Genomic DNA, 25,354 nt, shown 5'->3' on the forward strand with positions numbered 1-25,354 from the left:
TGACCGCCCGGGAAGGGCTAGCGACTGCGCCCAATGACCGACGCCCGCCCGACCTTCGCCGACATCGAGGCCGCCGCAAACCGCGTGCGGGGCGCGGTGATCCAGACGCCGATGCTGATGAGCCGCACGCTGAGCGCGATCATCGTTGCCGAGGTATGGCTGAAGTTCGAGAACCTCCAGTTCACTGCCGCCTACAAGGAGCGCGGCGCGCTCAACAAATTGTTGCAACTGAGCAACGAGGAGCAGCGCCGCGGCGTGATTGCAGCCTCGGCCGGCAACCATGCCCAGGCAGTCGCCTATCACGGTGCGCGGCTCGGCATTCCGGTCACGATCGTGATGCCGGAGCCGACCCCGACCATCAAGGTCGTCCAGACCGAGGGCCACGGCGCCAGCGTGATCCTCCACGGCCGCGTGTTCGACGACGCCTACACCCATGCGCGCGTGCTTGAGAAGGAACGCGGGCTGACGTTCGTCCACCCGTTCGACGACCCGGCGATCGTCGCCGGCACCGGCACTCTGGCGCTCGAGATGCTGGCCGCCGCGCCCGAGCTCGACACACTGGTCGTCCCGATCGGTGGCGGCGGGCTGATCAGCGGCATCGCGATCGCCGCCAAGACCATCAAGCCCGACATCGAGATCGTCGGGGTCGAGGCCGAGATGTTCCCGGCGATGAAGAACATCCTTGAGGGCAAGGAACTGGTGATCGGCGGCGACACGCTGGCCGAGGGCATTGCCGTCAAGCATCCGGGCCAGCTGACCCGGGCGATCATCGCCGATCTCGTCGATCGTATCGACCTGGTGCCCGAAGCCGCGATCGAGCATGCCGTCGCCTTGCTCGTCGCAATCGAGAAGACCGTGGTCGAGGGCGCCGGCGCGGCCGGGCTCGCGGCGCTGCTCGCCGAGCCGGAGAAGTATCGCGGGCGCAAAGTCGGTACCGTGCTGTGCGGCGGCAATATCGACACCCATCTGCTGGCCAATGTGCTGGTCCGCGAGCTGGTGCGCTGCGGGCGCATCGCGCGGCTCAAGATCGCCGCCGAGGACCGGCCGGGCGCGCTCGCCAGCATCACCGCCATCTTCCACGAATGCGGCGTCAACATCATCGAGACCAATCACCACCGGGTGTTCACCGCGCTTCCCGCCAAGGACACGATGATCGAGGTCGAATGTGAGGCGCGCGATGCCGAGGCGGTCGCCCGGCTGATCGCGCGGCTCGAGAAGGCTGGCTTCAAGGTCGAGCGCAACAGCCTGGAATAGCTGCGCCGTTTCGGGACAGGTTGGCCGGAGCGCGTTCGCCGACGCGACCAAAAGCTTTTCAAGCGCGTTAAGGGCACGCATAAAGGTTTCGGTAACCTTTCGGAGTCCCGGCTGGTGAGCGCACCGTTTCGCTTTCCCAAATTCTTCGTCACCAACCCGGCGCCCTGTCCCTATCTGCCGGGCAAGGTCGAGCGGAAGGTGTTCACGGAGTTATCGGGGCACAATGCCGCCGAACTCAACGAAGCGCTCGGCCGGATCGGCTTCCGCCGCTCGCAGTCCGTCGCCTACCGACCGAGCTGTGTCGACTGCTCTGCGTGCGTTTCGGTTCGCGTGCGCGCCCAGGATTTCGTGCCCAGCGCAACTCAGCGCAAGCTGATCCGCCGCCACGGCGACCTCGAGATCGGCGCCTGCCGGCCGTGGACCACCGAGGAGCAATATGCGCTGCTTCGCCGCTATCTCGCGGCGCGCCACCCCGGCGGCGGAATGGCCGAAATGGACGAGCACGACTTTGCCGACATGGTCGAGCAGACGCCGGTCCGGACCTATGTCGTCGAATATCGCGAGCCTTCGGTCGACGGCCGGCCCGGAAAGTTGGTCGGCGCCTGCCTTAGCGACCAGCAGTCCGACGGCCTTTCAATGATCTACAGCTTCTACGACGCCGATCCCGGCGCTCGCCGCGGGTTGGGCACCTACATCATCCTCGACCACATCATCCGCGCCGCCCGCGCCGGACTGCCCTATGTCTATCTCGGCTATTGGGTCGAGGGCTCGGACCGCATGGCCTACAAGGCGAGCTTCAAGCCGATGGAGAAGCTCGGCCGCGACGGCTGGCGCCGGATCGACCAGCCCGAGCTGGTGACCGAGCCTGTCATCGCCGACCAGCTCCCGGCGCGCCGCCCGAGCCGGATCCTGATCGACGCATAGCGAAACGGCGGAGCGTTCCCGCTCCGCCGCCTTGGCCCCGCTCTGGAATTCTGAATTAGGCGGCGACGCTGGCCGAGTCGGTTTCGGCGTCGCGCAGCACGTAGCCGCGGCCCCACACCGTCTCGATATAATTGTCGCCGCCGCACGCCAGCGACAATTTCTTGCGCAGCTTGCAGATGAAAACGTCGATGATCTTGAGTTCCGGCTCGTCCATCCCGCCGTAGAGGTGGTTGAGGAACATTTCCTTGGTCAGCGTGGTGCCCTTGCGCAGCGACAAGAGCTCGAGCATCGCATATTCCTTGCCGGTCAGATGCACGCGATTGCCGTCGACCTCGACCGTCTTGGCGTCAAGATTGACCGCCAGCTTGCCGGTGCGGATGACCGATTGCGAATGGCCCTTGGAGCGGCGGACGATGGCGTGAATTCGCGCCACCAGTTCATCGCGGTGGAACGGCTTGGTGACATAATCGTCGGCGCCGAAACCAAGCGCACGGACCTTCGAATCCATTTCGTTCAAGCCTGACAGGATGAGCACCGGAGTGCCGACCTTGGCGGTGCGCAGCTTCTTCAGCACGTCATAGCCGTGCATGTCGGGCAGGTTAAGATCGAGCAGGATGATGTCGTAATCGTAGAGCTTGCCGAGATCGAGGCCTTCCTCGCCCAGGTCGGTCGTATAGACGTTGAAGCCCTCGGTGCCGAGCATCAGCTCGATGCTCTTGGCGATGGTCGCCTCATCCTCGATCAGCAGTACGCGCATGGTCCGTATCCCCTGGTTCGAAGGCCGCGCGGTAAGCCCCGCTTAACGGCCCTGAAGCGGTCATTAACCATGCCATGTCTGAAGCGAAAAGGTTAATAAGTCCTAAAACGGTGGAATCATTGGGAATCGTTGCGCGGGAGTCACAATGATGGTGTGGCACGACGGCATCGTGGCCGAGTTCTGGATTGCTTCGTCGCTTCGCTCCTCGCAATGACTGTTGGGTGTTGGAAGAACGCATCCTGTTCGTCGACGCCGAGGCGATCGTCATCGACAAGCCGGCCGGGCTGGCGGTCGATCCGCCGCGCGCGGGGGGCGACAGCGTCACCGCACGGCTCGGCGAATTGACGCTCGGCTTCAAGCGCGAGCCGGTGATCATGCATCGCTTGGACCGTGACACGTCGGGCTGCTTGCTGCTGGCCCGCAATCCCAAGGCGGTGAAGCGCTTTCAGGCGGCGTTCGAAGCGGGCGAAGTGGCCAAGACCTATCTCGCCGCGCTCGACGGCGTGCCCGACGGAGCCGAGGGGGTGATCGAATTGCCGCTGTCCAAGGTGTCCAGCGCGGCCGACGGCTGGCGCATGGTGCCCGACCAAAGCGGCAAGCCGGCGCGCACCGGCTGGCGGCTGATCGCCGAGCGCGGCGGCCACTCGCTGGTCGAATTCCATCCGCTGACCGGCCGTACGCACCAGCTCCGGGTCCATGCGGCGCGCGGGCTTGGAGCGGCGATCATCGGCGACCCGGTCTACAATGCACAGCCGAGGGCGGGCGAGGGGATGCTGCTCCATTCGTGGAAACTGGCGGTGCCGCGCGCGGGCAAGGCGGCGATCGCGGTCACCGCGCCGCTGCCCGACCGGTTCGGCCTGTGGCACGACTTCCTCGATGACGCCTGACGACATCCCCGAGGACGCACTGAGCGAGAAGTTCCTGGCGGCGACGGGACCCGGTGGACAGAACGTCAACAAGGTCGCGACTGCCTGCCAATTGCGCGCCGACATCTACAAGCTCGGCCTCGCGCCGCACGCTTTCGCCCGGCTCAAGGAGCTGGCCGGGAGCCGGATGACCGCGGGCGGAGAGCTCATCATCACCGCGCGGCGCTTCCGCACCCAGGACGCCAATCGCGAGGATGCTCGGCGCCGCCTTGCCGAACTGATCGCCGAGGCCCATGTCGTGCAGACCAAAAGGCGTCCGACGCGGCCATCGCGCGCGGCCAAGGCGCGGCGGGTCGACAGCAAGAAGAGCCGGAGCGCGGTCAAGGCCGGGCGCGGCAAGGTGAGGCTGGATTGAGCTACGACTTCAAGATCGACAGCAGCAATGTGCCCGCGATGTACGACGAGCTGGCGGCGGCGCTCGAGGCGCTGGTGGCTGGCGAGCCGGACGGAATCGCCAACATGGCCAATGCTGCCGGCCTGATCTGGGAGACGCTGCCGGATCTCAACTGGACCGGTTTTTATCGTAACTTGGGCGAGGAGCTCGTGCTCGGACCGTTCCAGGGGCGTCCGGCGTGCATCCGGATCCCGTTCGGGCGCGGTGTGTGCGGAGTCGCCGCCGCGACGCTGGAGCTGCAGCGAATCGACGACGTGCATGCGTTCGACGGCCACATCGCCTGCGACAGCGCCAGTGAAAGCGAGCTGGTGGTGCCAATCCTGCGCGACGGGAAGCTGCTCGCAGTGCTCGATCTCGACAGTCCGCGGAAAGCCCGCTTCACGGAAGCGGACGAAGCGGGCTGTCGCCGCCTCGCGGCGATCCTCGCGGCTGCGATCTAGCTCAGGCGCTCGAGATCGGCGGCGCTCAGCGCGCCGGGGATGATCATCACCGGGCAGGGCAGCTTCCCGGCGTCGTTGCCGGTGAAATGCGCGACCATCGGCCCCGGGCTGCCCGACGGCGCCGCGCCGAGCACCAGCGCGGCGATGTCCTGGCGGGTGCCGATCAGGCTGCGCACCACAGGCACCGGCTCGCCCTGGCGGACGACGATTGTCGGCTGGATGCCCGCGGCGTCCATGATCTCGCCGACCGACGAGGCGACGCTGGCCTCGATCCGCAGCCGCTGCTCTTCTTCGATCGCCGCCTGCACCCCTCCCCACTGGACGAAGTCCTGCGGTTCGACCACCGCGAGCACCTCGACCGCGCCCTTGGTCTTGGCCGCCCGCCGCGCGGCGAACTGCAGCGCGACGCGCGCCTCGTCGCTGTCGTCGATCACCACCAGATAGGTGCGCTTGTCGCCTGGAGCCCCGCCCATGGGGTGCGGTGCTGCGCCCAAAAAGCGCCTCTGGCAAGGCTTGACCGGCTATCCGCTTTGGCGTTTGTGCCGGGCCAATTCCCGCTGCTAAAAGGCGCGCCATGCCGATCGAACTGAAGATGCCCGCTCTGTCGCCGACGATGGAGGAAGGCACGCTCGCCAAATGGCTGATCAAGGAGGGCGACACGGTCGCCAGCGGCGACATCCTGGCCGAGATCGAGACCGACAAGGCGACGATGGAGTTCGAAGCGGTCGACGAGGGCAAGGTGCTCAAAATCCTCGTCGCCGAGGGCAGCGACGGAGTGAAGGTCGGAACCCCGATCGCAATGATCGGCGAGGAAGGCGAAGAGGGCGGTGTGGCGGGCGCCGCCACCGCTCCCGCCCAGGCCCCCGCTCCGGCCGACACGGACAAGGAGCAGCCATCGCCGGGGCAGCCAGCGGCCGGCGGTTCCTATGCACCCACCGCCGCTCCGCCCGCACCCGGCGGTGGCGAGACGCCCACTGCCCCTGCGTCCCCGGCGCAGTCCGGCGGCGGGGACGGCGACACCGGTTACCGACCGCCGCCCATCCCCAAGGGCGAACCCGCCGCACGGGCGAATGACAGCGCGCGGATCAAGGCATCGCCGCTCGCGCGGCGGCTTGCCGAGGCGCAGGGCATTGATCTCTCGACGATCACCGGCAGCGGACCAGGCGGGCGTATCGTCCGTGCTGACCTTGGCGACAAGGGCGGCGGTCGGCCAAGCCAGGTGCAGCCCGCCGCTGCTCCTGCCCCGGCACTCCAGCCGCAGGCCTCCCAGGTCGACCCCGGCGAGATCCCGCATGAGGCGGTGAAGCTCAGCAACATGCGCAAGACCATCGCGCGGCGGCTGACCGAGTCGAAGCAGCAGGTCCCGCACATCTATCTGACCGTCGACGTGCAGCTCGACCGGCTCTTGAAGCTCCGCGCCGAGCTCAACGATGGGCTCGCCAGCCGCGGCGTCAAACTCAGCGTCAACGACATGCTGATCAAGGCGCTGGCGCTGGCGCTGATCGAGGTCCCGGAATGCAACGTCAGCTTCGCGGGCGACACTTTGATCAAGTATAGCCGGGCCGACATCTCTGTCGCGGTGAGCATCCCCGGAGGACTGATCACGCCGATCATCGCGGGAGCGAACGACAAGACGCTGAGCAAGATCTCGACCGAAATGGGCGAGCTCGCCGGTCGCGCCAAGGAGGGAAAGCTCCAGCCACACGAATATCAGGGCGGCACCGCGTCCCTCAGCAACATGGGAATGTTTGGGATCAAGCAGTTCGAAGCGGTGATCAATCCGCCGCAGGGCATGATCATGGCCATCGGAGCCGGCGAAAAGCGGCCGTTCGTGATCGCCGATTCGCTCCAGATCGCGACTGTTATGTCGGCGACCGGGAGCTTCGACCATCGCGCCATCGACGGCGCCGACGGGGCGCGCCTGATGCAGGCGTTCCGAGCGCTGTGCGAGCGGCCGATGGGATTGGTCGCCTAAAATGCGCTGGCTGACGGCGCTGCTGATGGGCGCGATCCTCGGCTTTGTCGTGCCGCTATTGTTCGGCGGGCAGGGCGGCATCTGGCTCGAGACGTGGGTCAAGTACGGCACTGTGCGTCCGTTCCCGCAGTCGCCCGGCCTGCTGTTCTCGATCCCGATCTTCCTCGGCTCGGCGATCGCGCTCCGCCTGTTCTTTAACTGGCACCGCAATTGACCGGAGCGTGAGCGAACGCATTCCCCTTATCCGGGTCACCGCCATGCCGGCCGATACCAACCCTTATGGCGGAGTGTTCGGCGGCTGGCTGATGAGTCAGATGGCGCTCGCCGCCGGAAGCCTCGCTTCGCGCACCGCGCGCGGCAAGTGCGTGGTGGTCGCCGCGACCGATCTCGCCTTTCCCGGCGCTCCGGCGGTCGGCGACGAGATTTCGGTCTATGCCGAAATAGCTCGGCAGGGGCGGACCAGCCTCACCATCCGCACCGAGGCAGAATGCCGCGAGCGCGACGGGGCGCGAACCTTTGCGGTGGCGAGCGGCACCTTCACCTTCGTCGCGCTCGACGACAACGACCGGCCGCGCGCGGTTCCGGCGCTAGAGGAACAAAATGGCTGACAGTTACGACCTCATCGTCCTCGGCTCGGGGCCCGGCGGCTATGTCGCGGCGATCCGCGCGGCGCAGCTGGGCCTCAAGACGGCGATCGTCGAGCGGGAGAACCTCGGCGGCATCTGTCTCAACTGGGGGTGCATCCCGACCAAGGCGCTGCTGCGCTCGGCAGAGGTGTTCCACCAGATGCAGAATGCGAAGGCCTATGGCCTGGCGGCGACCGGGGTCAGCGCCGACCTCGCCGCGGTCGTGGCGCGCAGCCGCGGGGTCGCGAAACAGCTCAACCAGGGCGTCACGCACCTGATGAAGAAGAACAAAATCGCGGTGGTGATGGGCGAGGGCAAACTGACCGCGCCGGGCAAATTGGTGGTCACTGCAAAAGATTCCAAGATCGACCTTGCCGCCAAGCACATCATCGTCGCGACGGGGGCCCGGGCGCGGGACCTGCCGTTCGCCCCGGCCGACGGCAAGCGGGTATGGACGTACCGGCACGCAATGACCCCGAACGAGCTGCCGAGTGAGCTGCTGGTCATCGGCTCCGGCGCGATCGGGATCGAATTCGCGAGCTTCTACAACGACATGGGCAGTAAGGTGACGGTCGTCGAAATGCTCGACCGGATCGTCCCCGTCGAGGACGCCGACGTCTCGGCGTTCCTTGAAAAGAGCCTGACCAAGCAGGGTATGACGATCCTCACCGGCGCCGGGGTCGAGGCGCTCAAAGCGGACGGCAAGGGCGTCGCGGCGCGCATCAAGACCAAGGACGGCAAAGTCGCCGAGCAACGCTTTTCGCACGTCATCGTCGCGATCGGCATCGTTCCGAACACGGAAAACGTCGGTCTCGACACGCTTGGCGTCAAAATGGACCGCGGGTTCATCGAGATCGACCCGCTCGGCCGGACCAACGTGCCCGGCATCTGGGCGATCGGCGATTGCGCGCCCGGCCCGTGGCTGGCGCACAAGGCGAGCCACGAAGGCGTCACCGCGGCCGAGGCGATCGCCCAGGCGCTCGGCAACAAGGACGTCCACCCGCACGGCCTCGACAAGAGCAACATCCCGGGCTGCACCTATTGTCACCCGCAAGTCGCCAGCGTCGGGCTGACCGAGGCCAAGGCCAAGGAAGCGGGGCGCAAGGTCAAGACCGGCATGTTCCCGTTCATAGGCAACGGCAAGGCGATCGCGCTGGGCGAGGCGGAGGGCTTCATCAAGACGGTGTTTGACGCGGCGACCGGCGAATTGCTGGGCGCGCACATGATCGGCGCCGAAGTGACCGAGCTGATCCAGGGCTACACCATCGGCAAACAGGCCGAGCTGGTCGAGGACGACTTCATCCGCACCGTCTTCCCCCACCCGACGCTGAGCGAGATGATGCACGAAAGCGTCCTCGGCGCGGAGGGGCGCGCCATCCATATCTGAGGGCGGCGGCGTGCGGCCGGTCGACCAGCTTCAAATCCGCGGCGACTGGGGCTTCGTGCGCATCTTCTACGTGCCGGCGTTCGCCGCCGGGCTCGCGGCGACCAAGCTGTGGCCCGCTGCGGCGGCGATCAGCCTGCGGATCAATCTGTGCTTCCTTTGCGAATTCGTGTCGCGCTGGGGGCATCACGTCGAGGAATGGGCGAACCACAAACCGCTGCTGGCCATTACTGAGGAGGGATTGCTGCATGAGGACGGCGGCAAGGCGGAAATCATCGACTGGCAACGGGTGATCGGCGTTGCATTGCATCGCCGAAATCCGATCCCGCCCTGGCGCACCAACGGCTCGACCGGCTGGACGCCACCGTTCTGGCTAGCAATCCACATCGCCCAGCCCGCTGGGGCGGAGGGCCAGTCGTCGGCCGCTACGATCGGATCGGGTGGCGGTTACGTCGTGCAACGCGACATCTTCGGGGAGAGCCCGGACGACTATTACACGATTGCCGTCTGGCCGCGCCAGATTGCGGGCGGATTACCCCGCCTAGCGCGTTTTGCGCGGCAGTTGCAGCGGACGCTTGCCGGCCTGGCGGCGGACGGCCGGATTCCCATGCTGGTGCCTGCGGCGGCGCATGACGGCAACGCGATACCCTGACCGCACGCAGCCGCATAACCTTTGTCAGTGACGCTGGAACGAGGTCGGCGGCGCGGGGTTGGATGAGGGTTCAAGCCAGGGAGCGTAAAGCCATGAACCGCCTGATCCTCTTGCCCGCCGTCGCCGCCCTAGCCCTTGCCGCCTGCGGCCGCGGCGACGAGACCACCGACACTGCCAACGACAGCGCGACGGCCCTCAACAGCGAGAATGCGGTCGCCGACGACGCCGCCAACGCCAGCGGCTCGGGCACGGCGCTGGCCGCGACCGAATTTGCCGCGACGATGGCAGCGGGCGACATGTTCGAGATCGAAAGCGGCCGGCTGGCCGAGAAGAACGGCGTCTCGCCGGCGGTGAAATCCTTTGCGGCGATGCTGGTCGCCGACCACCAGAAGTCGAGCACGGAACTGAAAGCCGCGGCGTCCCAGGCCCGCCCGGCGGTGGCGGTGATGCCCGAACTGACCGCCGACCAGCGCGCCAAGCTCGATGCGCTGGGCAGCGCCAAGGGCGCCGAGTTCGACCGCCTGTTCGTCGAGCAGCAGAAGGAAGCGCACGGCAAGGCGCTCGAGGCTCTTAAGAGCTATTCGGCAAACGGCGACGTAGAGCCGCTCAAGGCCTTCGCCGGCAAGGCTGCGCCGGTGGTCCAGAAGCATCTCGACGAACTCAACAAGATGAAGCTCTAGCGGCACTCTTGCCTTTCGCCTGAGGCCCGCCAACAACGCGTCGTCCACATTTCTCAGGGAGCGACGGCGATGTTGAGAAGCTTGTTTCTGGTGGCCGCCGGGAGCCTGCACGCTGCCGCACTTGCCGCGCCGACCTACATCCACGCCGGGCGGCTGATGGACGTTCCCGGCAAGCCGGTGCGCGGCGCATCGACAATCGTGGTCGATGCCGGGCGGATCGTGTCGGTTCAGGCCGGCCACGTCGATCCGCCGGCCGGGGCGGCGCTGGTCGATCTGCGTGACAAGATGGTGCTGCCCGGCCTGATCGATTCTCACGTCCACCTCAACAGCGACCGTGCCGGCCAGGAGGGCGCCATTTCCTTGGTCACCGAGAGCGTCCAGCTGCGCACGCTCGAAGCGGTGGTGAATGGTCGAAAAACGCTCGAGGCCGGCTTCACCACCGTTCGCAACCTTGGCGGCACCCCGGCCATCGCGGCGCTCAAGGAGGCCAGTTCGCGCAAATGGGTGCAGGCGCCGCGCATCGTCGACGCCGCTTCGGGCATCGCCACCACCTCGGGCCACGGTGACGGTCGGCTTGGGATCAACGAGGAATTATTCGAAAATCGCCCGCCGCCTGAAAACATCTGCGACGGCATCGACGAGTGCCGCAAGATGACTCGCCGACAGATCGGCCGCGGTGCCGACGTCATCAAGATCGCCACTACCGGCGGCGTCAACAGCCGCATCGCGGCCGGCCTTGGCAAGCAGATGTTCGACGACGAGACGCGCGCAATCGTCGAGACTGCGCGGCTCTACGGCAAGAAGGTTGCTGCCCACGCCCACGGCGCCGACGGCATCGTCTCCGCGCTTCGCGCCGGCGTGTCGTCCATCGAGCATGGCACCATGCTAGACGAGGAGGGCATCAAATTGTTCAGGCGGACCGGCGCTTATTATGTGCCGACTTTGTCGACCGTGAACGGCTATCTGGAGCGGATTGCCGCCAATCCCAACGCGTATCCGCCCGAGGTCCGGGCCAAGATCGACTGGCGCATCGGCATTACCGGCCAAGCGCTGCGCAAGGCCTATCCGGCCGGGGTCAAGATCGCGTTTGGGACCGACGCCGGGTCGATTTTGTGATGTCCCGAGGTGAGGTGATCGTCGAGCGCTGAGAATGGACGCTTTTTCCTATCTGTCGGTCCTGCTGTCGATCATTCTGGGCCTGGCGATCACCCAGGTACTGCAGGGCTATCGCGCGCTGATCCTCGCCCGGGGGCGGGTCAAACTGGCGCCGACCGCGCTGATCTGGAGCGCGGTTATCCTGGTCTCGGCGGTCCAGGCGTGGTGGGCCAGCTTCGGGCTTCGCGACCATTTGGAATGGAGCTTCGCCACCTTCGCCGTCATCCTGCTGCAGATGATCCTGCTTTACATGCAGTCGGCGATCGTCCTGCCCGACCCGTCGACCACCGCCGAGGCGATCGACCTCGACGCGCACCACGAAGCGCATCGCCGCGCCTTCTTTGGGTTCCTGCTCGGTACGATCGCTGCCAGCTTGCTGAAGGATGTGATGCTCGACGGAAGCCTGCCCGAGCCGCGCAATCTGGTCGGGCAGCTGATTGCGGCAGGGCTCGCCGTTGTCGGCATGGTCATTGCCGACCGCCGCGTGCAACTGGCCATCGCGCTTCTCGCTGCGGCCGGGCTGGCAATTTACATCGGGTTGCTGTTCGCCGAACTTTGAAATCACTTGCGGCCGGCGCAGCGCCGTTGACCGGGGGGCGCGCCTCGATTATGGGCCCCCTCGTCCGACGGGCTCCCGCGATTCCTCGCATCCTCGACGACAAGAGCTGAACATTGCTCGAGCAACGCGAAGGCCGGTGACCCCACGGGTCGTCCGGCAATTCGCGCTTTTGCGTTGGGCAAAGTAACCGCGGGGATGTGCCTCGCAACGAAAGGTGAAGGCTTCATGCCGACGATTAACCAGCTGATCCGCAAGGGTCGCGAACCGCAGAAGGCCAAGTCGAAGGTCCCTGCGATGGAGCAGAACCCGCAAAAGCGCGGAGTCTGCACGCGTGTCTATACCACGACCCCGAAGAAGCCGAACTCGGCGCTGCGCAAGGTGGCCAAGGTCCGCCTGACCAACCAGCGCGAAGTGATCAGCTACATCCCCGGCGAGGGCCACAACCTGCAGGAGCACAGCGTCGTGCTGATCCGCGGCGGGCGTGTGCGCGACCTTCCGGGCGTGCGCTACCACGTGCTTCGCGGCGTGCTCGACACCCAGGGTGTCAAGGACCGCCGCCAGTCGCGTTCGAAGTACGGCGCCAAGCGCCCCAAATAATCCCGCAGCGAGTAAGCCCCGGCCTCCTGTTCATCGCAGGCGGTGCCGGACCAGGCTGAAGAGAAAGGAAATTCCATGTCCCGTCGCCGCCGCCCAGAGAAGCGCGTGATCCTGCCGGACCCCAAGTTCGGCGATCTCATCCTCTCCAAGTTCATGAATTCGGTCATGCTCGACGGCAAGAAGTCGGTCGCCGAGAGCATCGTCTACACCGCGCTCGACAATGTCGAATCGCGCCTCAAGAAGGACCCGCTGGCGGTGTTCCACGAGGCGCTCGCCAATGTGAAGCCGGGCATCGAGGTCCGCAGCCGCCGGGTCGGCGGTGCGACCTACCAGGTGCCGGTCGAGGTGCGCGACGTGCGCGCCCAGGCGCTGGCCATCCGCTGGCTGATCACCGCCGCCCGCGCGCGCAGCGAGAAGACCATGTCGGGCCGCCTGTCGGGCGAGCTGATGGACGCATCGCAGAACCGCGGCAATGCGGTGAAGAAGCGCGAGGACACGCACCGCATGGCCGAGGCCAACCGCGCCTTCTCGCACTATCGCTGGTAGCCGCTGCGCTCCTGCACCCGCAGGAGCCCGGCTTTTTCAAGATTGACTGGGCCCCTGCCTTCGCAGGGGAACGATTGGAGTAATCAAATGGCCCGCAGCCATCCGCTCGAACGCTATCGCAACATCGGCATCATGGCGCACATCGACGCCGGCAAGACGACGACCACCGAGCGAATCCTCTATTACACCGGCAAGTCCTACAAGATCGGCGAGGTCCACGAGGGCACCGCGACGATGGACTGGATGGAGCAGGAGCAGGAGCGCGGGATCACCATCACCAGCGCTGCGACGACCTGCGTCTGGCGGGCCGCCGAGGGCAAGGGCGAAGAGCACCGCATCAACATCATCGACACGCCGGGCCACGTCGACTTCACCATCGAGGTCGAACGCAGCTTGCGCGTGCTCGACGGCGCGGTCGCCTGCTTCGACGGCGTCGCCGGGGTCGAGCCGCAGTCGGAGACGGTGTGGCGCCAGGCCGACAAATATGGCGTGCCGCGGATGTGCTTCGTCAATAAGCTCGACCGCACCGGCGCCAATTTCGAATATTGCGTGCAGTCGATCATCGATCGCCTCGGCGCCAAGCCGGCCGTGCTGTATCTCCCAATCGGCATCGAGAGCGGCTTCAAGGGCCTCGTCGACTTGGTCGAGAACCGCGCCATCATCTGGCTCGAGGAGAGCCTTGGCGCGAAGTTCGAATATCAGGACATCCCCGACGACATGAAGGACCAGGCGGCCAAGGCGCGCATGGACCTGATCGAGCTGGTCATCGACCAGGACGACGACGCGATGGAAGCCTATCTCGAGGGCAACGAGCCGGACACGGCGACGCTCAAGAAGCTGATCCGCAAGGGCACGCTGGCGATGGCCTTCGTGCCGGTCGTGTGCGGCTCGGCGTTCAAGAACAAGGGCGTCCAGCCGCTGCTCGACGCGGTGGTCGACTATCTGCCGAGCCCGCTCGACGTGCCGGCGATCAAGGGCGTCCTGCCGGACGGAAGCGAAGATTCGCGCGCGTCGGACGACAGCGCGCCATTCTCGGCGCTGGCATTCAAGATCATGAACGACCCGTTCGTCGGAACGCTGACCTTCGCGCGCATCTATTCGGGCAAGCTGGAGACCTCGTCGCAGGTCCTCAACTCGGTCAAGGACAAGAAGGAAAAGGTCGGTCGCATGCTGCTGATGCATGCCAACGACCGCGAGGACATCCAGGTCGCCTACGCCGGCGACATCGTCGCGCTGGCCGGCCTGAAGGACACCACCACCGGGGATACGCTGTGCGCGACCAACGCGCCGATCATCCTCGAGCGGATGGAATTCCCGGATCCGGTGATCGAGCTCAGCGTCGAGCCGAAGACCAAGGCCGACCAGGAGAAGATGGGCGTCGCGCTCAACCGCCTGGCGCGCGAGGACCCGTCGTTCCGGGTGACCAGCGACCATGAAAGCGGCCAGACGATCATCAAGGGGATGGGCGAACTCCACCTCGAGATCCTGGTCGACCGCATGAAGCGCGAGTTCAAGGTCGAAGCCAATGTCGGCGCTCCGCAGGTCGCCTATCGCGAGTATCTCAAGAAGCCGGTCGACATCGACTACACCCACAAGAAGCAGTCGGGCGGCACCGGTCAGTTCGGCCGGGTCAAGGTCAAGCTGACCCCGGGCGAGCGCGGCTCGGGGATCATCTTCACCGACGAGATCAAGGGCGGCAATATTCCCAAGGAATATATCCCGGCGATCGAGAAGGGCTTCCGCGAGACTGCGGCGACCGGCTCGCTGGTCGGCTTCCCGATCATCGATTTCGAAATCAACCTCTATGACGGCGCCTACCACGACGTCGATTCATCGGCGCTGGCGTTCGAAATCTGTGCCCGCGGAGCGATGCGCGAAGCGGCCCAGAAGTCGGGCATCACGCTGCTCGAGCCGGTGATGAAGGTGGAGATCGTGACCCCCGAGGATTACCTGGGCGACGTGATCGGCGACCTCAACAGCCGCCGCGGCCAGATCCAGGGCACCGACAGCCGCGGCAACGCCCAGGTCGTCGAGGCGATGGTGCCGCTGGCCAACATGTTCGGCTACGTCAACCAGCTGCGCTCGTTCACCCAGGGTCGCGCGCAGTACACCATGCAGTTCTCGCACTATGAAGAAGTGCCGCAGAACGTCGCCGACGAAGTGAAGGCGAAGCTGGCGTAACCGGTTTTTTATGGCTATGGGCGCGCTCGCACGTGGGCGGGCCGCCCGCAATTCAACGTAGAAGAGGCTTAAAATGGCGAAGGCAAAGTTTGAGCGGAACAAGCCGCACTGCAACATCGGCACCATCGGTCACGTCGACCATGGCAAGACCTCGCTGACCGCGGCGATCACCAAGGTGCTGGCCAAGCACGGCGGCGGCGAAGCCGTCGACTTCGCCAACATCGACAAGGCGCCGGAAGAGCGCGAGCGCGGGATCACCATCTCGACCGCCCACGTCGAGTATGAGACCGAGGGGCGCCACTACGCCCACGTCGACTGCCCGGGCCACGCCGACTACGTCAAGAACATGATCACCGGTGCCGCCCAGATGGACGGCGCGATCCTCGTCGTATCGGCCGCCGACGGCCCGATGCCGCAGACCAAGGAGCACATCCTGCTCGCGGCCCAGGTCGGCGTTCCGACGATGGTGGTGTTCCTCAACAAGGTCGACCAGGTCGACGATCCCGAGCTCTTAGAGCTGGTCGAGCTGGAAATCCGCGAGGAGCTTTCGAAGCGCGGCTTCGACGGCGACAACATTCCGATCGTCTCGGGTTCGGCGCTGGCCGTGCTCGAGGACAAGAACCCCGAAATCGGCGAGGAAGCCATCCTCAAGCTGATGAAGGCGGTCGACGACTGGATCCCGCAGCCCGAGCGTCCGCTCGACAAGCCGTTCCTGATGCCGATCGAGGACGTGTTCTCGATCTCGGGCCGCGGCACGGTCGTCACCGGCCGCGTCGAGACCGGCATCATCAAGGTCGGCGAGGAAGTCGAGATCGTCGGTATCAAGGACACCCAGAAGACCACCGTCACGGGCGTCGAGATGTTCCGCAAGCTGCTCGACGAGGGCCGCGCGGGCGACAACATCGGCGCGCTGATCCGCGGCATCGGCCGCGAGGACGTCGAGCGCGGCCAGGTGCTGTGCAAGCCGGGCTCGATCACCCCGCACACCGACTTCCAGGCGGAAGTCTATGTGCTGTCGAAGGACGAGGGTGGCCGTCACACGCCGTTCTTCGCCAACTACCGTCCGCAGTTCTACTTCCGCACGACCGACGTGACGGGCGAAGTGGTGCTGCCGGAAGGCACGGAAATGGTGATGCCGGGCGACAACGTGTCGCTTCAGGTCAAGCTGATCGCTCCGATCGCCATGGACCAGGGCCTGCGCTTCGCCATCCGCGAAGGCGGCCGCACGGTCGGCGCCGGCGTGGTGGGCAACATCACCAAGTAAGTCTTGGCGCCTGCGGGCGCTGGAACATGAAGGGCCCGGTGCTTCACCCGAAGCGCCGGGCCTTTTCTTTTGGCGGTCCCGTGTCGAGTGAAGGCGAATGCCACCTTCGGACCCAAGTCCGGTTCAAAGCATGGGTGCGGCAGGGACCTTTCGCGACCAACAAGACTCTAACCTGCGGAGGCTTTCATCTACCCAGATGGCTAATGGGGTACCTTGATTCGAGGTGAAGCGAATGTCGGAGTTCACTTTTCCATCATAGTGCGCTCCGCCCGTGATCGAGTATGCCACGCCATCCGCGGTGACGGTGACGCTGTCCCCCATCGAAGGAATGTCCACCCCTGGGATCCAGATCTTCGGGGGATTTACTTCAACCACGGCCTGAACAACCCACCTTGCATTTGGACAGCGTTGGGTGTCCGTCCACCAAATGCTCTGGCGGGCCCTGTCTTTTACCGTTCTCCGAAACCAATATCCCCATCCCTTACCTTTGGTTTGAAGCGTGCCGACCTCTACGGTTGTAAGACGCCGATCGAATGCAGGCGCACGGGAAAAAGTTAAATATGGCTCTGGGGCATCCGCTGTGAAACCACTAATCAAAAGGAAGGCGAACATCGAACTTCCATTATCGGACGCAGAGTTCGCTTTCCACCCAAAGCAGACACCGGCACCACAGGCCCGCCACACGGGGGTTGATCTGACCGGCGCTCCTATGTAGATGGCCCTCACCGGCGGGGATTCGTCCCCGCCAATCAAGTTTAGAGTTGGGGTCGTCCGACCCGGGAAACCGGGGCTAATCGGGTTCGGCCTCTTTGTTTTCGGGCTGGCAACAGTCCGGTGGCTCTTTCAAATCGGTAAGTGGACATGGAAACGCAGAATATCCGGATTCGCCTGAAGGCGTTCGATCATCGTGTGCTCGACCAGGCCACGGGTGACATCGCCGACACCGCTCGGCGCACCGGTGCCCTTATTCGCGGTCCCATCCCGCTTCCGACCCGGATCGAGAAGTTCACCGTCAACCGCTCGCCGCACGTCGACAAGAAGTCGCGCGAGCAGTTCGAGGTGCGCACCTACAAGCGCCTTCTCGATATCGTTCAGCCCACCCCGCAGACCGTCGATGCCTTGATGAAGCTCGATCTCGCCGCGGGTGTGGACGTGGAGATCAAACTGGCCTAAGGGCCAGCGCGCGGCGGTTGAATCGCTTCTTCAGCGATCCTGCCAGCGCAAGGAAATCGGATACCGCGGGCGCCCCTTGGGGCACCCGGTCTGCGTCCTCCGCTTCCGCCTTCCGGCGGGAATAGCCCAGCGGGGGCCACGCATCATTTCAACGGGCTGCAAGCACTCGGAATTTCCCGTGTGCCTCTGTGAGGAGCATGGATCATGCGCACTGGCGTGATCGCGAAGAAAATGGGGATGACCCGCCTGTTCCAGGCGGACGGACGGCATGTGCCGGTGACCGTCCTTCAGCTGGACAATGTGCAGGTCGTCGCTCGTCGCGAAACAGATCGGGACGGCTACACCGCCGTCGCCCTTGGCGCCGGAACGGCCAAGGCCAAGAACGTCGCCAAGCCGCAGCGCGGCGCGTTCGGCAAGGCCGAGGTCGAGCCCAAGGCCAAGGTCGTCGAATTCCGGGTGGCCGAGGATGCGCTGCTCGATGTTGGCGCGACGCTGTCGGCCGACCATTTCGTCGCCGGCCAGCTGGTCGACATCCAGGGCGTCACCCAGGGCAAGGGCTTTGCCGGCGCGATGAAGCGCTGGGGCTTCGGCGGTCTGCGCGCGACCCACGGCGTGTCGGTCTCGCACCGCTCGCACGGCTCGACCGGCAACCGCCAGGACCCGGGCCGCGTGTTCAAGAACAAGAAGATGGCCGGTCACATGGGCGCGAAGAACCGCACCCAGCAGAACCTCGAGGTGGTCCGCACCGACGCCGCGCGCGGCCTGATCTTCGTCAAGGGTTCGGTTCCGGGCCACAAGGGCAGCTGGGTGACGATCGCCGACGCGATCAAGCTCGCGCGCCACGACGAAGCGCCTTATCCGGCCGGCCTGTTCGATCCGAAGGCCAAGCACGTCGAAGAGGCCCCCGCCGGCCTGGTCGACGACGCCGCGGTCCACGAAATTCCGGCGCTGCCCGGTGACGACGAAGTCGCCGCCATCGCGGCCGAGCAGGAAGCCGGAGCGGCCGAGGCCGAAGCGGCTGCCGCGGACGATAACAACGATGCCGGTTCGGCCGAGGGCGGCGATGCTGCCAAGGCCGACGAGAGCAAGGAAGGCTAAGCCATGAAGGTCAAGGTTCAGACCCTCGGCGGTGACAGCGCTGCCAAGTCGGGCGGCGATTTGCAGCTCGACGACGCCGTGTTCGGCGTCGAGCCGCGCGCCGACATCCTCCACCGTGTCGTGACGTGGCAGCTGACCAACCGCCGCGCCCCGGCGCGTGCCGCCCGCGAGCGCAGCGATGTCGCCCGCACCGGCAAGAAGTTCGGCAAGCAGAAGGGCGGCGGCACCGCCCGTCACGGCGATCGCCGCGCCCCGATCTTCATCGGCGGCGGCAAGGCCCACGGCCCGCGCGCCCGGGTGTTCAGCTCGAGCCTCAACAAGAAGGTCCGCGCGCTCGGCCTCAAGATGGCGCTGAGCTCCAAGGCGATGGACGGCAAGCTGATCATCCTCGACAATCTCGACGTCAAGGAATCGAAGACCAAGGCGCTGCGCGAACAGCTCGGCAAGCTGAGCTTCGGCAAGACCGCGCTGGTGATCGACGGCGATGCGCTCAACGTCGGTTTCGCCCGCGCCAGCTCGAACCTCGGCGACATCAATTTGATGCCGGCGGCCGGCGCCAACGTCTACGACATCCTGCGCCACGAAACGCTGGTCCTGACCCGCGCCGCGGTCGAGAAGCTGGAGGCGCGCTTCGCCGTGCCGGGAGAGGCTAAGTAATGGCCAAGAAGCAAGCCCCGAGCGCGGTCGACAACCGCCACTACGACGTCGTCCTGGCGCCGCACATCACCGAGAAGACGACTCTTCTTTCGGAGAACAATGCGGTCGTGTTCAAGGTCGCCGGAACCGCCTCCAAGCCCGAGATCAAGGCCGCCGTCGAGGCGCTGTTCAACGTCAAGGTGACCGGCGTCAACACGATGGTCACCAAGGGCAAGTCGAAGCGCTGGAAGGGCAAGCCCTATCAGCGCAGTGACGAGAAGAAGGCGATCGTCACCCTCGCCGAGGGCAACTCGATCGACATCACGAGCGGGATCTAACCGATGGCACTCAAAGCATATAAGCCGACGAGCCCGGCCCGCCGCGGCCTGATCCTCGTCGACAAGTCGGCGCTGTGGAAGGGCAAGCCCGTCAAGGCGCTGACCGAAGGCAAGCGCAAGACCGGCGGCCGCAACAACAAGGGCCATGTGACGTCGCGCGGGATCGCCGGCGGCCACAAGCAGAAGTATCGCATCGTCGACTTCAAGCGCCGCACCTGGGACAAGGCCGCGACGGTCGAGCGGATCGAATATGATCCGAACCGGTCGGCGTTCATCGCGCTGATCACCTACGAGGGCGGCGAGCAGGCCTATATCCTGGCGCCGCAGCGCCTTGCCCCGGGCGACAGCGTGATCGCCGGCAAGAAGGTCGACGTGAAGCCGGGCAACGCCATGGAAGTGGGCCAGATGCCGGTCGGCACGATCGTCCACAATGTCGAGTTGAAGCCCGGCAAGGGCGGCCAGATCGCGCGCGCCGCCGGCACCTATGTGCAGGTCGTCGGACGCGACAAGGGGATGGTCATCGTCCGCTTGAACTCGGGCGAGCAGCGCTATGTCCGCGCCGATTGCATGGCGACGGTCGGAGCGGTGTCGAACCCCGACAATTCGAACCAGACCCTGGCCAAGGCCGGCCGCACGCGCTGGCTGGGCAAGCGCCCGCTGACCCGCGGCGTCGCCAAGAACCCGGTCGACCACCCGCACGGCGGCGGCGAAGGCCGCACCTCGGGCGGCCGCCATCCGGTCACTCCGTGGGGCAAGCCGACCAAGGGCGCCCGCACCCGCAGCAACAAGGCGACGGACAAGTTCATCATCCGCTCGCGCCACGCCAAGAAGAAGGGCTAACCGAACATGGCTCGTTCCGTCTGGAAAGGTCCGTTCGTCGAACTGTCGCTCCTGAAGAAGGCCGAGGCCGCTCAGGACAAGGGTGGCCGTGCGCCGATCAAGACCTGGTCGCGCCGCTCGACGATCCTGCCGCAGTTCGTCGGCCTGACGTTCAATGTCTACAACGGCCGCAAGTTCGTGCCGGTCTCGGTCAACGAGGAAATGGTCGGCATGAAGCTGGGTGAGTTCGCGCCGACGCGCTTCTTCCCTGGCCACGCCGCCGACAAGAAGGGCAAGCGCTGATGAGCAAGCAATCCGCCCCCCGCAAGGTTGGTGACAAGGAAGCGCTCGCCGTCGGCACGATGATCCGTGGCTCGGCGCAGAAGCTCAACCTGGTCGCCGGCCTGATCCGTGGCCGCAAGGTCGAGGAAGCTTTGAACATCCTCAAGTTCAGCCCGAAGGGGATGAGCGAGGACGTCTACAAGGTGCTCGCCTCGGCCGTCGCCAATGCCGAGAACAACCACAACCTCGACGTCGACGCCCTCGTCGTCGCCGAGGCCAGCGTCGGCAAGTCGATCTCGATGAAACGGTTCGCCACCCGCGCCCGCGGCCGGTCGAGCCGGATCGTAAAGCCGTTCAGCCGAATCCGCGTCGTCGTGCGCGAGCAGGAAGAAGCGTAATGGGTCAGAAATCCTCTCCGGTCGGCCTTCGGCTGCAGATCAATCGTACCTGGGACAGCCGCTGGTTCGCGGAAGGCCAGGATTACGGCCGGCTGCTGCTCGAGGACCTCAAGATCCGCGAGTACATCATCAAGAGCCTGCCGCAGGCGGCGATCTCCAAGGTCGTCATTGAGCGTCCGGCCAAGCTGTGCCGCGTCTCCGTTTATGCCGCCCGCCCGGGCGTCATCATCGGCAAGAAGGGCTCGGACATCGAGAAGTTGAAGAAGACGCTGTCGGCGATGACGTCGAGCGACGTCAGCCTCAACATCGTCGAGATCAGGAAGCCCGAGATCGACGCCAAGCTCGTCGCCCAGGGCGTCGCCGATCAGCTCGAGCGCCGGATCGCGTTCCGCCGCGCGATGAAGCGCGCGGTTCAGTCGGCGCTTCGACTCGGCGCGGAAGGCATCCGGATCACCTGTTCGGGCCGTCTCGGCGGGGCCGAGATCGCGCGCACCGAATGGTACCGCGAGGGCCGCGTGCCGCTGCACACGCTGCGCGGCAACGTCGATTACGCCGAAGCCCAGGCGCACACCGCTTACGGCGTGTGCGGGGTCAAGGTGTGGGTGTTCAAGGGTGAGATCCTGGGTCACGACCCGCTCGCCCAGGACCGCCTGATGATGGAAGCGCAGACCTCGGGCGTCCGCCCGATGCGCGACGACCGGCGCTAAGGATCATTTGAGATGCTGCAACCCAAGCGCACCAAGTTTCGCAAGGCCTTCAAGGGCCGAATCCACGGCAACGCCAAGGGCGGCACCGAGCTGAACTTCGGCGCCTATGGCCTGAAAGCCATGGAGCCGGAGCGGATCACCGCTCGCCAGATCGAGGCGGCGCGCCGCGCGATCACCCGTCACATCAAGCGCGCCGGCCGCTTGTGGATCCGGATCTTCCCGGATCTGCCGGTGTCGTCGAAGCCTGCCGAAGTCCGCATGGGCTCGGGCAAGGGCGCGCCGGAATATTGGGTGGCGCGGGTCAAGCCGGGCCGCATCCTGTTCGAGCTGGACGGCGTTCCCGGACCGCTCGCCAAGACCGCGTTCGAGCGCGCCGCGGAGAAACTGCCGATCAAGACCAAGGTCGTGGCCCGCCTCGGCGAGTCGCTGGTCGAGGAGGACTGAGTGATGGCCAAGAAGGACGATCTGACGGTCAAGACCGACGATCAGCTGGCGACCCAGCTGGGCGATCTGAAGCGCGAGCAGTTCAACCTGCGCTTCCAATCGGCGACCAACCAGCTCGAGAAGCCGTCGCGGGTGCGCGAGGTGCGCCGCACCATCGCCCGCATCAAGACGATTCAGACCGCCCGCTCGCGCGATGCCGCGTCGGCGCAGGCGTAGGGAGTAGAAAAGAGATGCCCAAGCGCGTCCTCACCGGCACCGTGGTGTCGGACAAGGCCGACAAGACGGTGGTCGTCCGCGTCGAGCGGCGGGTCAAGCACCCGCTGTACGGCAAGATCATCAAGCTGTCGAAGAAGTATCATGCGCACGACGATACCAACCAGTATCGCTCGGGCGAGATGGTGCGCATCGAAGAGTGCGCGCCGATCTCGAAGCAGAAGAACTGGACCGTGATCGAGCGCGTCGGCGCGGCGGTCACCGATCTCGACATCGCGGCGGCCAACGCCGAGCAGCCCGCTGCTCCGGAAAAGGCGACCAAGGGCAAGGCCAAGAAGGCCGAGCCCGCGGCGGCCGAAGCGTAAGGGGAGGACTGAACCATGATCCAGATGCAGTCCAACCTCGAGGTCGCCGACAACAGCGGTGCGAAGCGCGTCCAGTGCATCAAGGTGCTGGGCGGGTCGAAGCGCCGGGTCGCCGGAGTCGGCGACATCATCGTCGTGTCGGTCAAGGAAGCCGCTCCGCGCGGCAAGGTGAAGAAGGGTGACGTGCATCGCGCCGTCATCGTCCGCACCGCCAAGGACATCCGCCGTCCCGACGGTTCGGTGATCCGCTTCGACACCAACGCCGCGGTGCTGGTCAACAAGAACGAGGAGCCGATCGGCACCCGTATCTTCGGCCCGGTGGTGCGCGAGCTGCGCGCCCGCAAGCACATGAAGATCATCAGCCTTGCGCCGGAGGTGCTCTAACCATGGCTGCGCAGAAGATCCGCAAGGGCGACACGGTCGTGATCCTGTCCGGCAAGGACAAGGGCAAGACCGGTGAAGTCACCAAGTCGATGCCGAAGGACGGCAAGGTCGTCGTCGCCGGAGTCAACGTCGCCGTCCGTCACAAGAAGCCGTCGCAGGTCAACCCGCAGGGTGGCCTCGAGCGCCGCGAAGCGCCGCTGCACGTCTCCAAGGTCGCGATTGCCGACCCCAAGAGCGGCAAGGCGACCCGCGTCCGCTTCGAGGAGCGCGACGGCAAGAAGGTCCGCGTGGCCGTCAAGTCCGGGGAGCTGATCAATGGCTGACGAAAAGCAGCAGGACGCGGGCTACACGCCGCGCTTGAAGAAGGATTACGACGAGCGCATCGTCAAGGCGATGACCGAGAAGTTCGGTTACAAGAACCGCCTCGAAGTGCCGCGGCTCGACAAGATCGTGATCAACATGGGCGTCGGCGAGGCGACCCAGGACAAGAAGAAGGTCGAGGCCGCTGCGGCCGAGATGGAGGCGATTGCCGGCCAGAAGCCGGTGATTACCAAGGCCAAGACCTCGATCGCCCAGTTCAAGCTGCGCGAGGGCATGCCGATCGGCTGCAAGGTGACCTTGCGCCGCGAGCGGATGTACGAGTTCCTCGACCGGCTGATCACCGTTGCGCTGCCCCGGGTCCGCGATTTCCGCGGCCTCAACCCGAAGTCGTTCGACGGGCGCGGCAATTATGCGATGGGCCTCAAGGAGCAGATCGTGTTCCCCGAGATCAACTATGACCAGATCGACAAGGTCCGGGGCATGGACGTGATCGTCACCACCACCGCCAGGACGGACGATGAGGCGCGCGAGCTGCTGCGCCTGTTCAACTTCCCGTTCCCGGCCGAGCAAGAAAAAGAGGCCGCGTAAGCGGCCGTTGGAGAACTTAAGTCATGGCGAAACTGAGTTCCGTGAACAAGAACGAGCGTCGCAGGAAGCTCGTCAAGCAGACCGCGCCCAAGCTGGCGCGGCTGAAGGAACAGGCAAACGACAAGTCGCTCGACGAGACCGAGCGGCTGATCGCGCGCCTCAAGATGGCCGAGCTTCCGCGCAACGGCAATCCGACCCGCATCCGCAACCGCTGCGAGCTGACCGGCCGCAGCCGCGGTTTCTATCGCAAGTTCCGCCTGTCGCGGATCATGCTTCGGGAATTGGCCAACAAGGGCCTCATTCCCGGCGTCACCAAGTCGAGCTGGTAAGGGCTTAAAGCATGGCGATGACCGATCCCCTGGGTGATATGCTCACCCGCATTCGCAATGGCCAGCAGGCGCGCAAGGATTCGATCCTGACGCCGGCGTCAAAGCTTCGCGCCCATGTGCTCGACGTGCTTCAGCGCGAAGGCTATATCCGCGGCTACGCCGAGGAAGAGCTGTCGGGCCAGAAGGGCCTGCGCATCGAGCTGAAGTATTTCGAGGGCCAGCCGGCGATCCAGCATGTCGCCCGCGTGTCCAAGCCGGGCCGCCGGGTCTATTCGGGCTCGAAGGAGCTGCCGCGTATCCGCAACGGGCTCGGCATCACCATCGTCTCGACCCCGCGCGGCGTGCTCAGCGACGCCGAGGCGCGCGAGCAGAATGTCGGCGGCGAAGTGCTGGCGGAGGTGTTCTAAGATGAGCCGCATTGGAAAGAAGCCGGTGCCGATGCCGTCGGGCGTCAGCGCCGAGGTCCAGGGCCAGACCCTGACCGTCAAGGGCCCGAAGGGCGCCCTCAGCATGCCGATGCTCGACGATCTCGTGAAGTATGAGGTCGGCGAGGGCGAGATCCGGGTTACTCCGGTGACCGACGCGCAGCGCAACCGCGCCGCGTGGGGTATGCAGCGCACCAACGTCCAGAACCTTGTCACCGGTGTCACCGAAGGGTTCACCAAGGTGCTCGAGATCAACGGCGTCGGCTACCGCGCGCAGGCCCAGGGCAAGAACCTGAAGCTCCAGCTCGGCTACAGCCACGACGTCAATTTCGCGGTGCCCGAGGGCGTCGAGGTCAAGACTCCCGACGCCAACACCGTCGAGATCAGCGGCATCGACAAGCAGAAGGTCGGCCAGGTCGCGGCCGAAATCCGCCGCTGGCGCAAGCCGGAGCCCTACAAGGGCAAGGGCATCAAATATCGCGGCGAGTTTATCTTCCGCAAAGAAGGCAAGAAGAAGTAA

General features: G+C 65.5%; 35 protein-coding genes and 1 pseudogene. 34 read left to right on the forward strand and 2 right to left on the reverse strand.

Annotated features, from left to right (window positions below; all coding sequences use genetic code 11):
- The first annotated feature begins 33 nt into the window (after positions 1–33).
- Entirely contained in the window at positions 34–1,254 is a 1,221-nt protein-coding gene (locus D0Z60_RS01520; protein WP_118856408.1) for a threonine ammonia-lyase, read from the forward strand.
- 114 nt (positions 1,255–1,368) lie between these two features.
- Positions 1,369–2,178, forward strand: coding sequence for an arginyltransferase (locus tag D0Z60_RS01525; RefSeq protein WP_118856409.1), 810 nt, complete (start codon positions 1,369–1,371; stop codon positions 2,176–2,178).
- A 55-nt stretch (positions 2,179–2,233) separates the two neighbouring features.
- Here D0Z60_RS01525 and ctrA read toward each other — a convergent pair whose 3' ends face one another.
- Complete coding sequence (gene ctrA, locus D0Z60_RS01530) at positions 2,234–2,935, reverse strand: response regulator transcription factor CtrA (protein ID WP_118856411.1); 702 nt, start codon at positions 2,933–2,935, stop codon at positions 2,234–2,236.
- Positions 2,936–3,156: 221 nt separating this feature from the next.
- On the opposite strand from ctrA, the gene D0Z60_RS01535 reads away from it, so the two are divergent.
- From D0Z60_RS01535 to D0Z60_RS01545, 3 genes are read left to right on the forward strand one after another with little or no spacing between them, the layout of a single operon-like run.
- Positions 3,157–3,822, forward strand: a complete 666-nt coding sequence (locus D0Z60_RS01535; RefSeq protein WP_118856413.1) for an RluA family pseudouridine synthase — start codon at positions 3,157–3,159, stop codon at positions 3,820–3,822.
- On the forward strand, positions 3,812–4,216 hold the full coding sequence (gene arfB / locus D0Z60_RS01540; protein WP_118856415.1) for an alternative ribosome rescue aminoacyl-tRNA hydrolase ArfB: 405 nt from the start codon (positions 3,812–3,814) through the stop codon (positions 4,214–4,216). Before D0Z60_RS01535 ends, arfB begins: the two co-directional genes overlap by 11 nt.
- A gap of 38 nt (positions 4,217–4,254) precedes the next feature.
- Positions 4,255–4,695, forward strand: coding sequence for a GAF domain-containing protein (locus tag D0Z60_RS01545; protein ID WP_118858380.1), 441 nt, complete (start codon positions 4,255–4,257; stop codon positions 4,693–4,695).
- Here D0Z60_RS01545 and D0Z60_RS01550 read toward each other — a convergent pair.
- The gene (locus D0Z60_RS01550) at positions 4,692–5,168 is read right to left on the reverse strand and encodes a universal stress protein (RefSeq protein WP_118856417.1); all 477 of its coding nucleotides are present in this window, start codon (positions 5,166–5,168) and stop codon (positions 4,692–4,694) included. The genes D0Z60_RS01545 and D0Z60_RS01550 overlap by 4 nt on opposite strands.
- Positions 5,169–5,269: 101 nt before the next feature.
- On the opposite strand from D0Z60_RS01550, the gene D0Z60_RS01555 reads away from it, so the two are divergent.
- The 29 genes and pseudogenes from D0Z60_RS01555 (at position 5,270) to rplF (ending at position 25,354) form a co-directional block, all read left to right on the forward strand.
- Complete coding sequence (locus tag D0Z60_RS01555; RefSeq protein ID WP_118856418.1) at positions 5,270–6,670, forward strand: pyruvate dehydrogenase complex dihydrolipoamide acetyltransferase; 1,401 nt, start codon at positions 5,270–5,272, stop codon at positions 6,668–6,670.
- Between the two features lies 1 nt (position 6,671).
- On the forward strand, positions 6,672–6,884 hold the full coding sequence (locus tag D0Z60_RS01560; RefSeq protein WP_118856420.1) for a hypothetical protein: 213 nt from the start codon (positions 6,672–6,674) through the stop codon (positions 6,882–6,884).
- A gap of 7 nt (positions 6,885–6,891) precedes the next feature.
- Positions 6,892–7,278, forward strand: coding sequence for an acyl-CoA thioesterase (locus D0Z60_RS01565; RefSeq protein ID WP_240325501.1), 387 nt, complete (start codon positions 6,892–6,894; stop codon positions 7,276–7,278).
- A complete protein-coding gene (gene lpdA / locus D0Z60_RS01570; RefSeq protein ID WP_118856422.1) occupies positions 7,271–8,683 on the forward strand; it encodes a dihydrolipoyl dehydrogenase in 1,413 nt (470 codons plus the stop codon). Before D0Z60_RS01565 ends, lpdA begins: the two co-directional genes overlap by 8 nt.
- 10 nt (positions 8,684–8,693) lie before the next feature.
- Positions 8,694–9,332: a hypothetical protein gene (locus D0Z60_RS01575; RefSeq protein ID WP_118856424.1), complete on the forward strand. Its 639-nt coding sequence runs from the start codon at positions 8,694–8,696 to the stop codon at positions 9,330–9,332.
- A gap of 92 nt (positions 9,333–9,424) precedes the next feature.
- Positions 9,425–10,012, forward strand: coding sequence for a DUF4142 domain-containing protein (locus D0Z60_RS01580; protein WP_118856429.1), 588 nt, complete (start codon positions 9,425–9,427; stop codon positions 10,010–10,012).
- A gap of 69 nt (positions 10,013–10,081) precedes the next feature.
- Positions 10,082–11,128: a metal-dependent hydrolase family protein gene (locus tag D0Z60_RS01585; protein ID WP_118856431.1), complete on the forward strand. Its 1,047-nt coding sequence runs from the start codon at positions 10,082–10,084 to the stop codon at positions 11,126–11,128.
- A 34-nt stretch (positions 11,129–11,162) separates the two neighbouring features.
- Positions 11,163–11,726 carry a hypothetical protein gene (locus D0Z60_RS01590; RefSeq protein ID WP_118856433.1) on the forward strand — a complete coding sequence of 188 codons (564 nt, stop codon included), beginning with the start codon at positions 11,163–11,165 and terminating at the stop codon, positions 11,724–11,726.
- 225 nt (positions 11,727–11,951) lie between these two features.
- Positions 11,952–12,323 (forward strand): 30S ribosomal protein S12, encoded by a 372-nt coding sequence (gene rpsL / locus D0Z60_RS01595; RefSeq protein WP_028969180.1) that lies wholly within the window; start codon positions 11,952–11,954, stop codon positions 12,321–12,323.
- 75 nt (positions 12,324–12,398) lie between these two features.
- Positions 12,399–12,869: a 30S ribosomal protein S7 gene (gene rpsG, locus D0Z60_RS01600; RefSeq protein WP_118856435.1), complete on the forward strand. Its 471-nt coding sequence runs from the start codon at positions 12,399–12,401 to the stop codon at positions 12,867–12,869.
- 87 nt (positions 12,870–12,956) lie between these two features.
- Complete coding sequence (gene fusA / locus D0Z60_RS01605; RefSeq protein WP_118856436.1) at positions 12,957–15,050, forward strand: elongation factor G; 2,094 nt, start codon at positions 12,957–12,959, stop codon at positions 15,048–15,050.
- Positions 15,051–15,123: 73 nt separating this feature from the next.
- On the forward strand, positions 15,124–16,314 hold the full coding sequence (gene tuf / locus D0Z60_RS01610) for an elongation factor Tu (protein WP_118856438.1): 1,191 nt from the start codon (positions 15,124–15,126) through the stop codon (positions 16,312–16,314).
- An 861-nt stretch (positions 16,315–17,175) separates the two neighbouring features.
- Positions 17,176–17,487: a 30S ribosomal protein S10 gene (gene rpsJ / locus D0Z60_RS01615; protein WP_028969184.1), complete on the forward strand. Its 312-nt coding sequence runs from the start codon at positions 17,176–17,178 to the stop codon at positions 17,485–17,487.
- Between the two features lie 204 nt (positions 17,488–17,691).
- On the forward strand, positions 17,692–18,585 hold the full coding sequence (gene rplC / locus D0Z60_RS01620; protein ID WP_118856440.1) for a 50S ribosomal protein L3: 894 nt from the start codon (positions 17,692–17,694) through the stop codon (positions 18,583–18,585).
- A 3-nt stretch (positions 18,586–18,588) separates the two neighbouring features.
- Positions 18,589–19,242, forward strand: a complete 654-nt coding sequence (gene rplD / locus D0Z60_RS01625) for a 50S ribosomal protein L4 (RefSeq protein WP_118856442.1) — start codon at positions 18,589–18,591, stop codon at positions 19,240–19,242.
- A complete protein-coding gene (locus D0Z60_RS01630) occupies positions 19,242–19,559 on the forward strand; it encodes a 50S ribosomal protein L23 (RefSeq protein WP_118856443.1) in 318 nt (105 codons plus the stop codon). The genes rplD and D0Z60_RS01630 overlap by 1 nt, the downstream gene beginning before the upstream one ends.
- A gap of 3 nt (positions 19,560–19,562) precedes the next feature.
- Positions 19,563–20,399, forward strand: coding sequence for a 50S ribosomal protein L2 (rplB, locus tag D0Z60_RS01635; protein ID WP_118856445.1), 837 nt, complete (start codon positions 19,563–19,565; stop codon positions 20,397–20,399).
- Positions 20,400–20,405: 6 nt separating this feature from the next.
- On the forward strand, positions 20,406–20,681 hold the full coding sequence (rpsS, locus tag D0Z60_RS01640; RefSeq protein WP_118856447.1) for a 30S ribosomal protein S19: 276 nt from the start codon (positions 20,406–20,408) through the stop codon (positions 20,679–20,681).
- Positions 20,681–21,058 (forward strand): 50S ribosomal protein L22, encoded by a 378-nt coding sequence (gene rplV / locus D0Z60_RS01645; protein WP_118856451.1) that lies wholly within the window; start codon positions 20,681–20,683, stop codon positions 21,056–21,058. The genes rpsS and rplV overlap by 1 nt, the downstream gene beginning before the upstream one ends.
- A complete protein-coding gene (gene rpsC, locus D0Z60_RS01650) occupies positions 21,058–21,765 on the forward strand; it encodes a 30S ribosomal protein S3 (RefSeq protein ID WP_118856453.1) in 708 nt (235 codons plus the stop codon). Before rplV ends, rpsC begins: the two co-directional genes overlap by 1 nt.
- 12 nt (positions 21,766–21,777) lie before the next feature.
- Positions 21,778–22,209 carry a 50S ribosomal protein L16 gene (gene rplP, locus D0Z60_RS01655; RefSeq protein WP_118856455.1) on the forward strand — a complete coding sequence of 144 codons (432 nt, stop codon included), beginning with the start codon at positions 21,778–21,780 and terminating at the stop codon, positions 22,207–22,209.
- Positions 22,210–22,212: 3 nt separating this feature from the next.
- Positions 22,213–22,425 (forward strand): 50S ribosomal protein L29, encoded by a 213-nt coding sequence (gene rpmC, locus D0Z60_RS01660; RefSeq protein ID WP_118856457.1) that lies wholly within the window; start codon positions 22,213–22,215, stop codon positions 22,423–22,425.
- Between the two features lie 14 nt (positions 22,426–22,439).
- Positions 22,440–22,679 (forward strand): annotated as a pseudogene (gene rpsQ / locus D0Z60_RS01665) (30S ribosomal protein S17); the annotation flags it as partial.
- A 123-nt stretch (positions 22,680–22,802) separates the two neighbouring features.
- Entirely contained in the window at positions 22,803–23,171 is a 369-nt protein-coding gene (gene rplN, locus D0Z60_RS01670) for a 50S ribosomal protein L14 (protein ID WP_118856461.1), read from the forward strand.
- Positions 23,172–23,173: 2 nt separating this feature from the next.
- Positions 23,174–23,494: a 50S ribosomal protein L24 gene (gene rplX / locus D0Z60_RS01675; RefSeq protein ID WP_118856463.1), complete on the forward strand. Its 321-nt coding sequence runs from the start codon at positions 23,174–23,176 to the stop codon at positions 23,492–23,494.
- Positions 23,487–24,080 carry a 50S ribosomal protein L5 gene (rplE, locus tag D0Z60_RS01680; protein WP_118856465.1) on the forward strand — a complete coding sequence of 198 codons (594 nt, stop codon included), beginning with the start codon at positions 23,487–23,489 and terminating at the stop codon, positions 24,078–24,080. Before rplX ends, rplE begins: the two co-directional genes overlap by 8 nt.
- Positions 24,081–24,103: 23 nt before the next feature.
- Positions 24,104–24,409, forward strand: coding sequence for a 30S ribosomal protein S14 (rpsN, locus tag D0Z60_RS01685; RefSeq protein WP_118856467.1), 306 nt, complete (start codon positions 24,104–24,106; stop codon positions 24,407–24,409).
- Between the two features lie 11 nt (positions 24,410–24,420).
- Positions 24,421–24,816: a 30S ribosomal protein S8 gene (rpsH, locus tag D0Z60_RS01690; protein WP_118856469.1), complete on the forward strand. Its 396-nt coding sequence runs from the start codon at positions 24,421–24,423 to the stop codon at positions 24,814–24,816.
- Position 24,817: 1 nt separating this feature from the next.
- Positions 24,818–25,354, forward strand: a complete 537-nt coding sequence (gene rplF, locus D0Z60_RS01695) for a 50S ribosomal protein L6 (RefSeq protein ID WP_118856470.1) — start codon at positions 24,818–24,820, stop codon at positions 25,352–25,354.

It is taken from the genome of Sphingomonas mesophila (assembly GCF_003499275.1).
Taxonomy (GTDB): Bacteria; Pseudomonadota; Alphaproteobacteria; order Sphingomonadales; family Sphingomonadaceae; genus Sphingomicrobium; species Sphingomicrobium mesophilum.

Excerpts from the sequence above, each read along its gene's own strand:
- D0Z60_RS01520 (WP_118856408.1), top strand. The coding sequence starts at position 34 with ATGACCGACGCCCGCCCGACCTTCGCCGACATCGAGGCCGCCGCAAAC.
- ctrA (WP_118856411.1), bottom strand. The coding sequence starts at position 2,935 with ATGCGCGTACTGCTGATCGAGGATGAGGCGACCATCGCCAAGAGCATC.
- arfB (WP_118856415.1), top strand. The coding sequence starts at position 3,812 with ATGACGCCTGACGACATCCCCGAGGACGCACTGAGCGAGAAGTTCCTG.
- D0Z60_RS01545 (WP_118858380.1), top strand. The coding sequence starts at position 4,255 with ATGTACGACGAGCTGGCGGCGGCGCTCGAGGCGCTGGTGGCTGGCGAG.
- D0Z60_RS01550 (WP_118856417.1), bottom strand. The coding sequence starts at position 5,168 with ATGGGCGGGGCTCCAGGCGACAAGCGCACCTATCTGGTGGTGATCGAC.
- D0Z60_RS01555 (WP_118856418.1), top strand. The coding sequence starts at position 5,270 with ATGCCGATCGAACTGAAGATGCCCGCTCTGTCGCCGACGATGGAGGAA.
- D0Z60_RS01560 (WP_118856420.1), top strand. The coding sequence starts at position 6,672 with ATGCGCTGGCTGACGGCGCTGCTGATGGGCGCGATCCTCGGCTTTGTC.
- lpdA (WP_118856422.1), top strand. The coding sequence starts at position 7,271 with ATGGCTGACAGTTACGACCTCATCGTCCTCGGCTCGGGGCCCGGCGGC.
- D0Z60_RS01580 (WP_118856429.1), top strand. The coding sequence starts at position 9,425 with ATGAACCGCCTGATCCTCTTGCCCGCCGTCGCCGCCCTAGCCCTTGCC.
- D0Z60_RS01585 (WP_118856431.1), top strand. The coding sequence starts at position 10,082 with ATGTTGAGAAGCTTGTTTCTGGTGGCCGCCGGGAGCCTGCACGCTGCC.
- D0Z60_RS01590 (WP_118856433.1), top strand. The coding sequence starts at position 11,163 with ATGGACGCTTTTTCCTATCTGTCGGTCCTGCTGTCGATCATTCTGGGC.
- rpsL (WP_028969180.1), top strand. The coding sequence starts at position 11,952 with ATGCCGACGATTAACCAGCTGATCCGCAAGGGTCGCGAACCGCAGAAG.
- rpsG (WP_118856435.1), top strand. The coding sequence starts at position 12,399 with ATGTCCCGTCGCCGCCGCCCAGAGAAGCGCGTGATCCTGCCGGACCCC.
- fusA (WP_118856436.1), top strand. The coding sequence starts at position 12,957 with ATGGCCCGCAGCCATCCGCTCGAACGCTATCGCAACATCGGCATCATG.
- tuf (WP_118856438.1), top strand. The coding sequence starts at position 15,124 with ATGGCGAAGGCAAAGTTTGAGCGGAACAAGCCGCACTGCAACATCGGC.
- rpsJ (WP_028969184.1), top strand. The coding sequence starts at position 17,176 with ATGGAAACGCAGAATATCCGGATTCGCCTGAAGGCGTTCGATCATCGT.
- rplC (WP_118856440.1), top strand. The coding sequence starts at position 17,692 with ATGCGCACTGGCGTGATCGCGAAGAAAATGGGGATGACCCGCCTGTTC.
- rplD (WP_118856442.1), top strand. The coding sequence starts at position 18,589 with ATGAAGGTCAAGGTTCAGACCCTCGGCGGTGACAGCGCTGCCAAGTCG.
- D0Z60_RS01630 (WP_118856443.1), top strand. The coding sequence starts at position 19,242 with ATGGCCAAGAAGCAAGCCCCGAGCGCGGTCGACAACCGCCACTACGAC.
- rplB (WP_118856445.1), top strand. The coding sequence starts at position 19,563 with ATGGCACTCAAAGCATATAAGCCGACGAGCCCGGCCCGCCGCGGCCTG.
- rpsS (WP_118856447.1), top strand. The coding sequence starts at position 20,406 with ATGGCTCGTTCCGTCTGGAAAGGTCCGTTCGTCGAACTGTCGCTCCTG.
- rplV (WP_118856451.1), top strand. The coding sequence starts at position 20,681 with ATGAGCAAGCAATCCGCCCCCCGCAAGGTTGGTGACAAGGAAGCGCTC.
- rpsC (WP_118856453.1), top strand. The coding sequence starts at position 21,058 with ATGGGTCAGAAATCCTCTCCGGTCGGCCTTCGGCTGCAGATCAATCGT.
- rplP (WP_118856455.1), top strand. The coding sequence starts at position 21,778 with ATGCTGCAACCCAAGCGCACCAAGTTTCGCAAGGCCTTCAAGGGCCGA.
- rpmC (WP_118856457.1), top strand. The coding sequence starts at position 22,213 with ATGGCCAAGAAGGACGATCTGACGGTCAAGACCGACGATCAGCTGGCG.
- rplN (WP_118856461.1), top strand. The coding sequence starts at position 22,803 with ATGATCCAGATGCAGTCCAACCTCGAGGTCGCCGACAACAGCGGTGCG.
- rplX (WP_118856463.1), top strand. The coding sequence starts at position 23,174 with ATGGCTGCGCAGAAGATCCGCAAGGGCGACACGGTCGTGATCCTGTCC.
- rplE (WP_118856465.1), top strand. The coding sequence starts at position 23,487 with ATGGCTGACGAAAAGCAGCAGGACGCGGGCTACACGCCGCGCTTGAAG.
- rpsN (WP_118856467.1), top strand. The coding sequence starts at position 24,104 with ATGGCGAAACTGAGTTCCGTGAACAAGAACGAGCGTCGCAGGAAGCTC.
- rpsH (WP_118856469.1), top strand. The coding sequence starts at position 24,421 with ATGGCGATGACCGATCCCCTGGGTGATATGCTCACCCGCATTCGCAAT.
- rplF (WP_118856470.1), top strand. The coding sequence starts at position 24,818 with ATGAGCCGCATTGGAAAGAAGCCGGTGCCGATGCCGTCGGGCGTCAGC.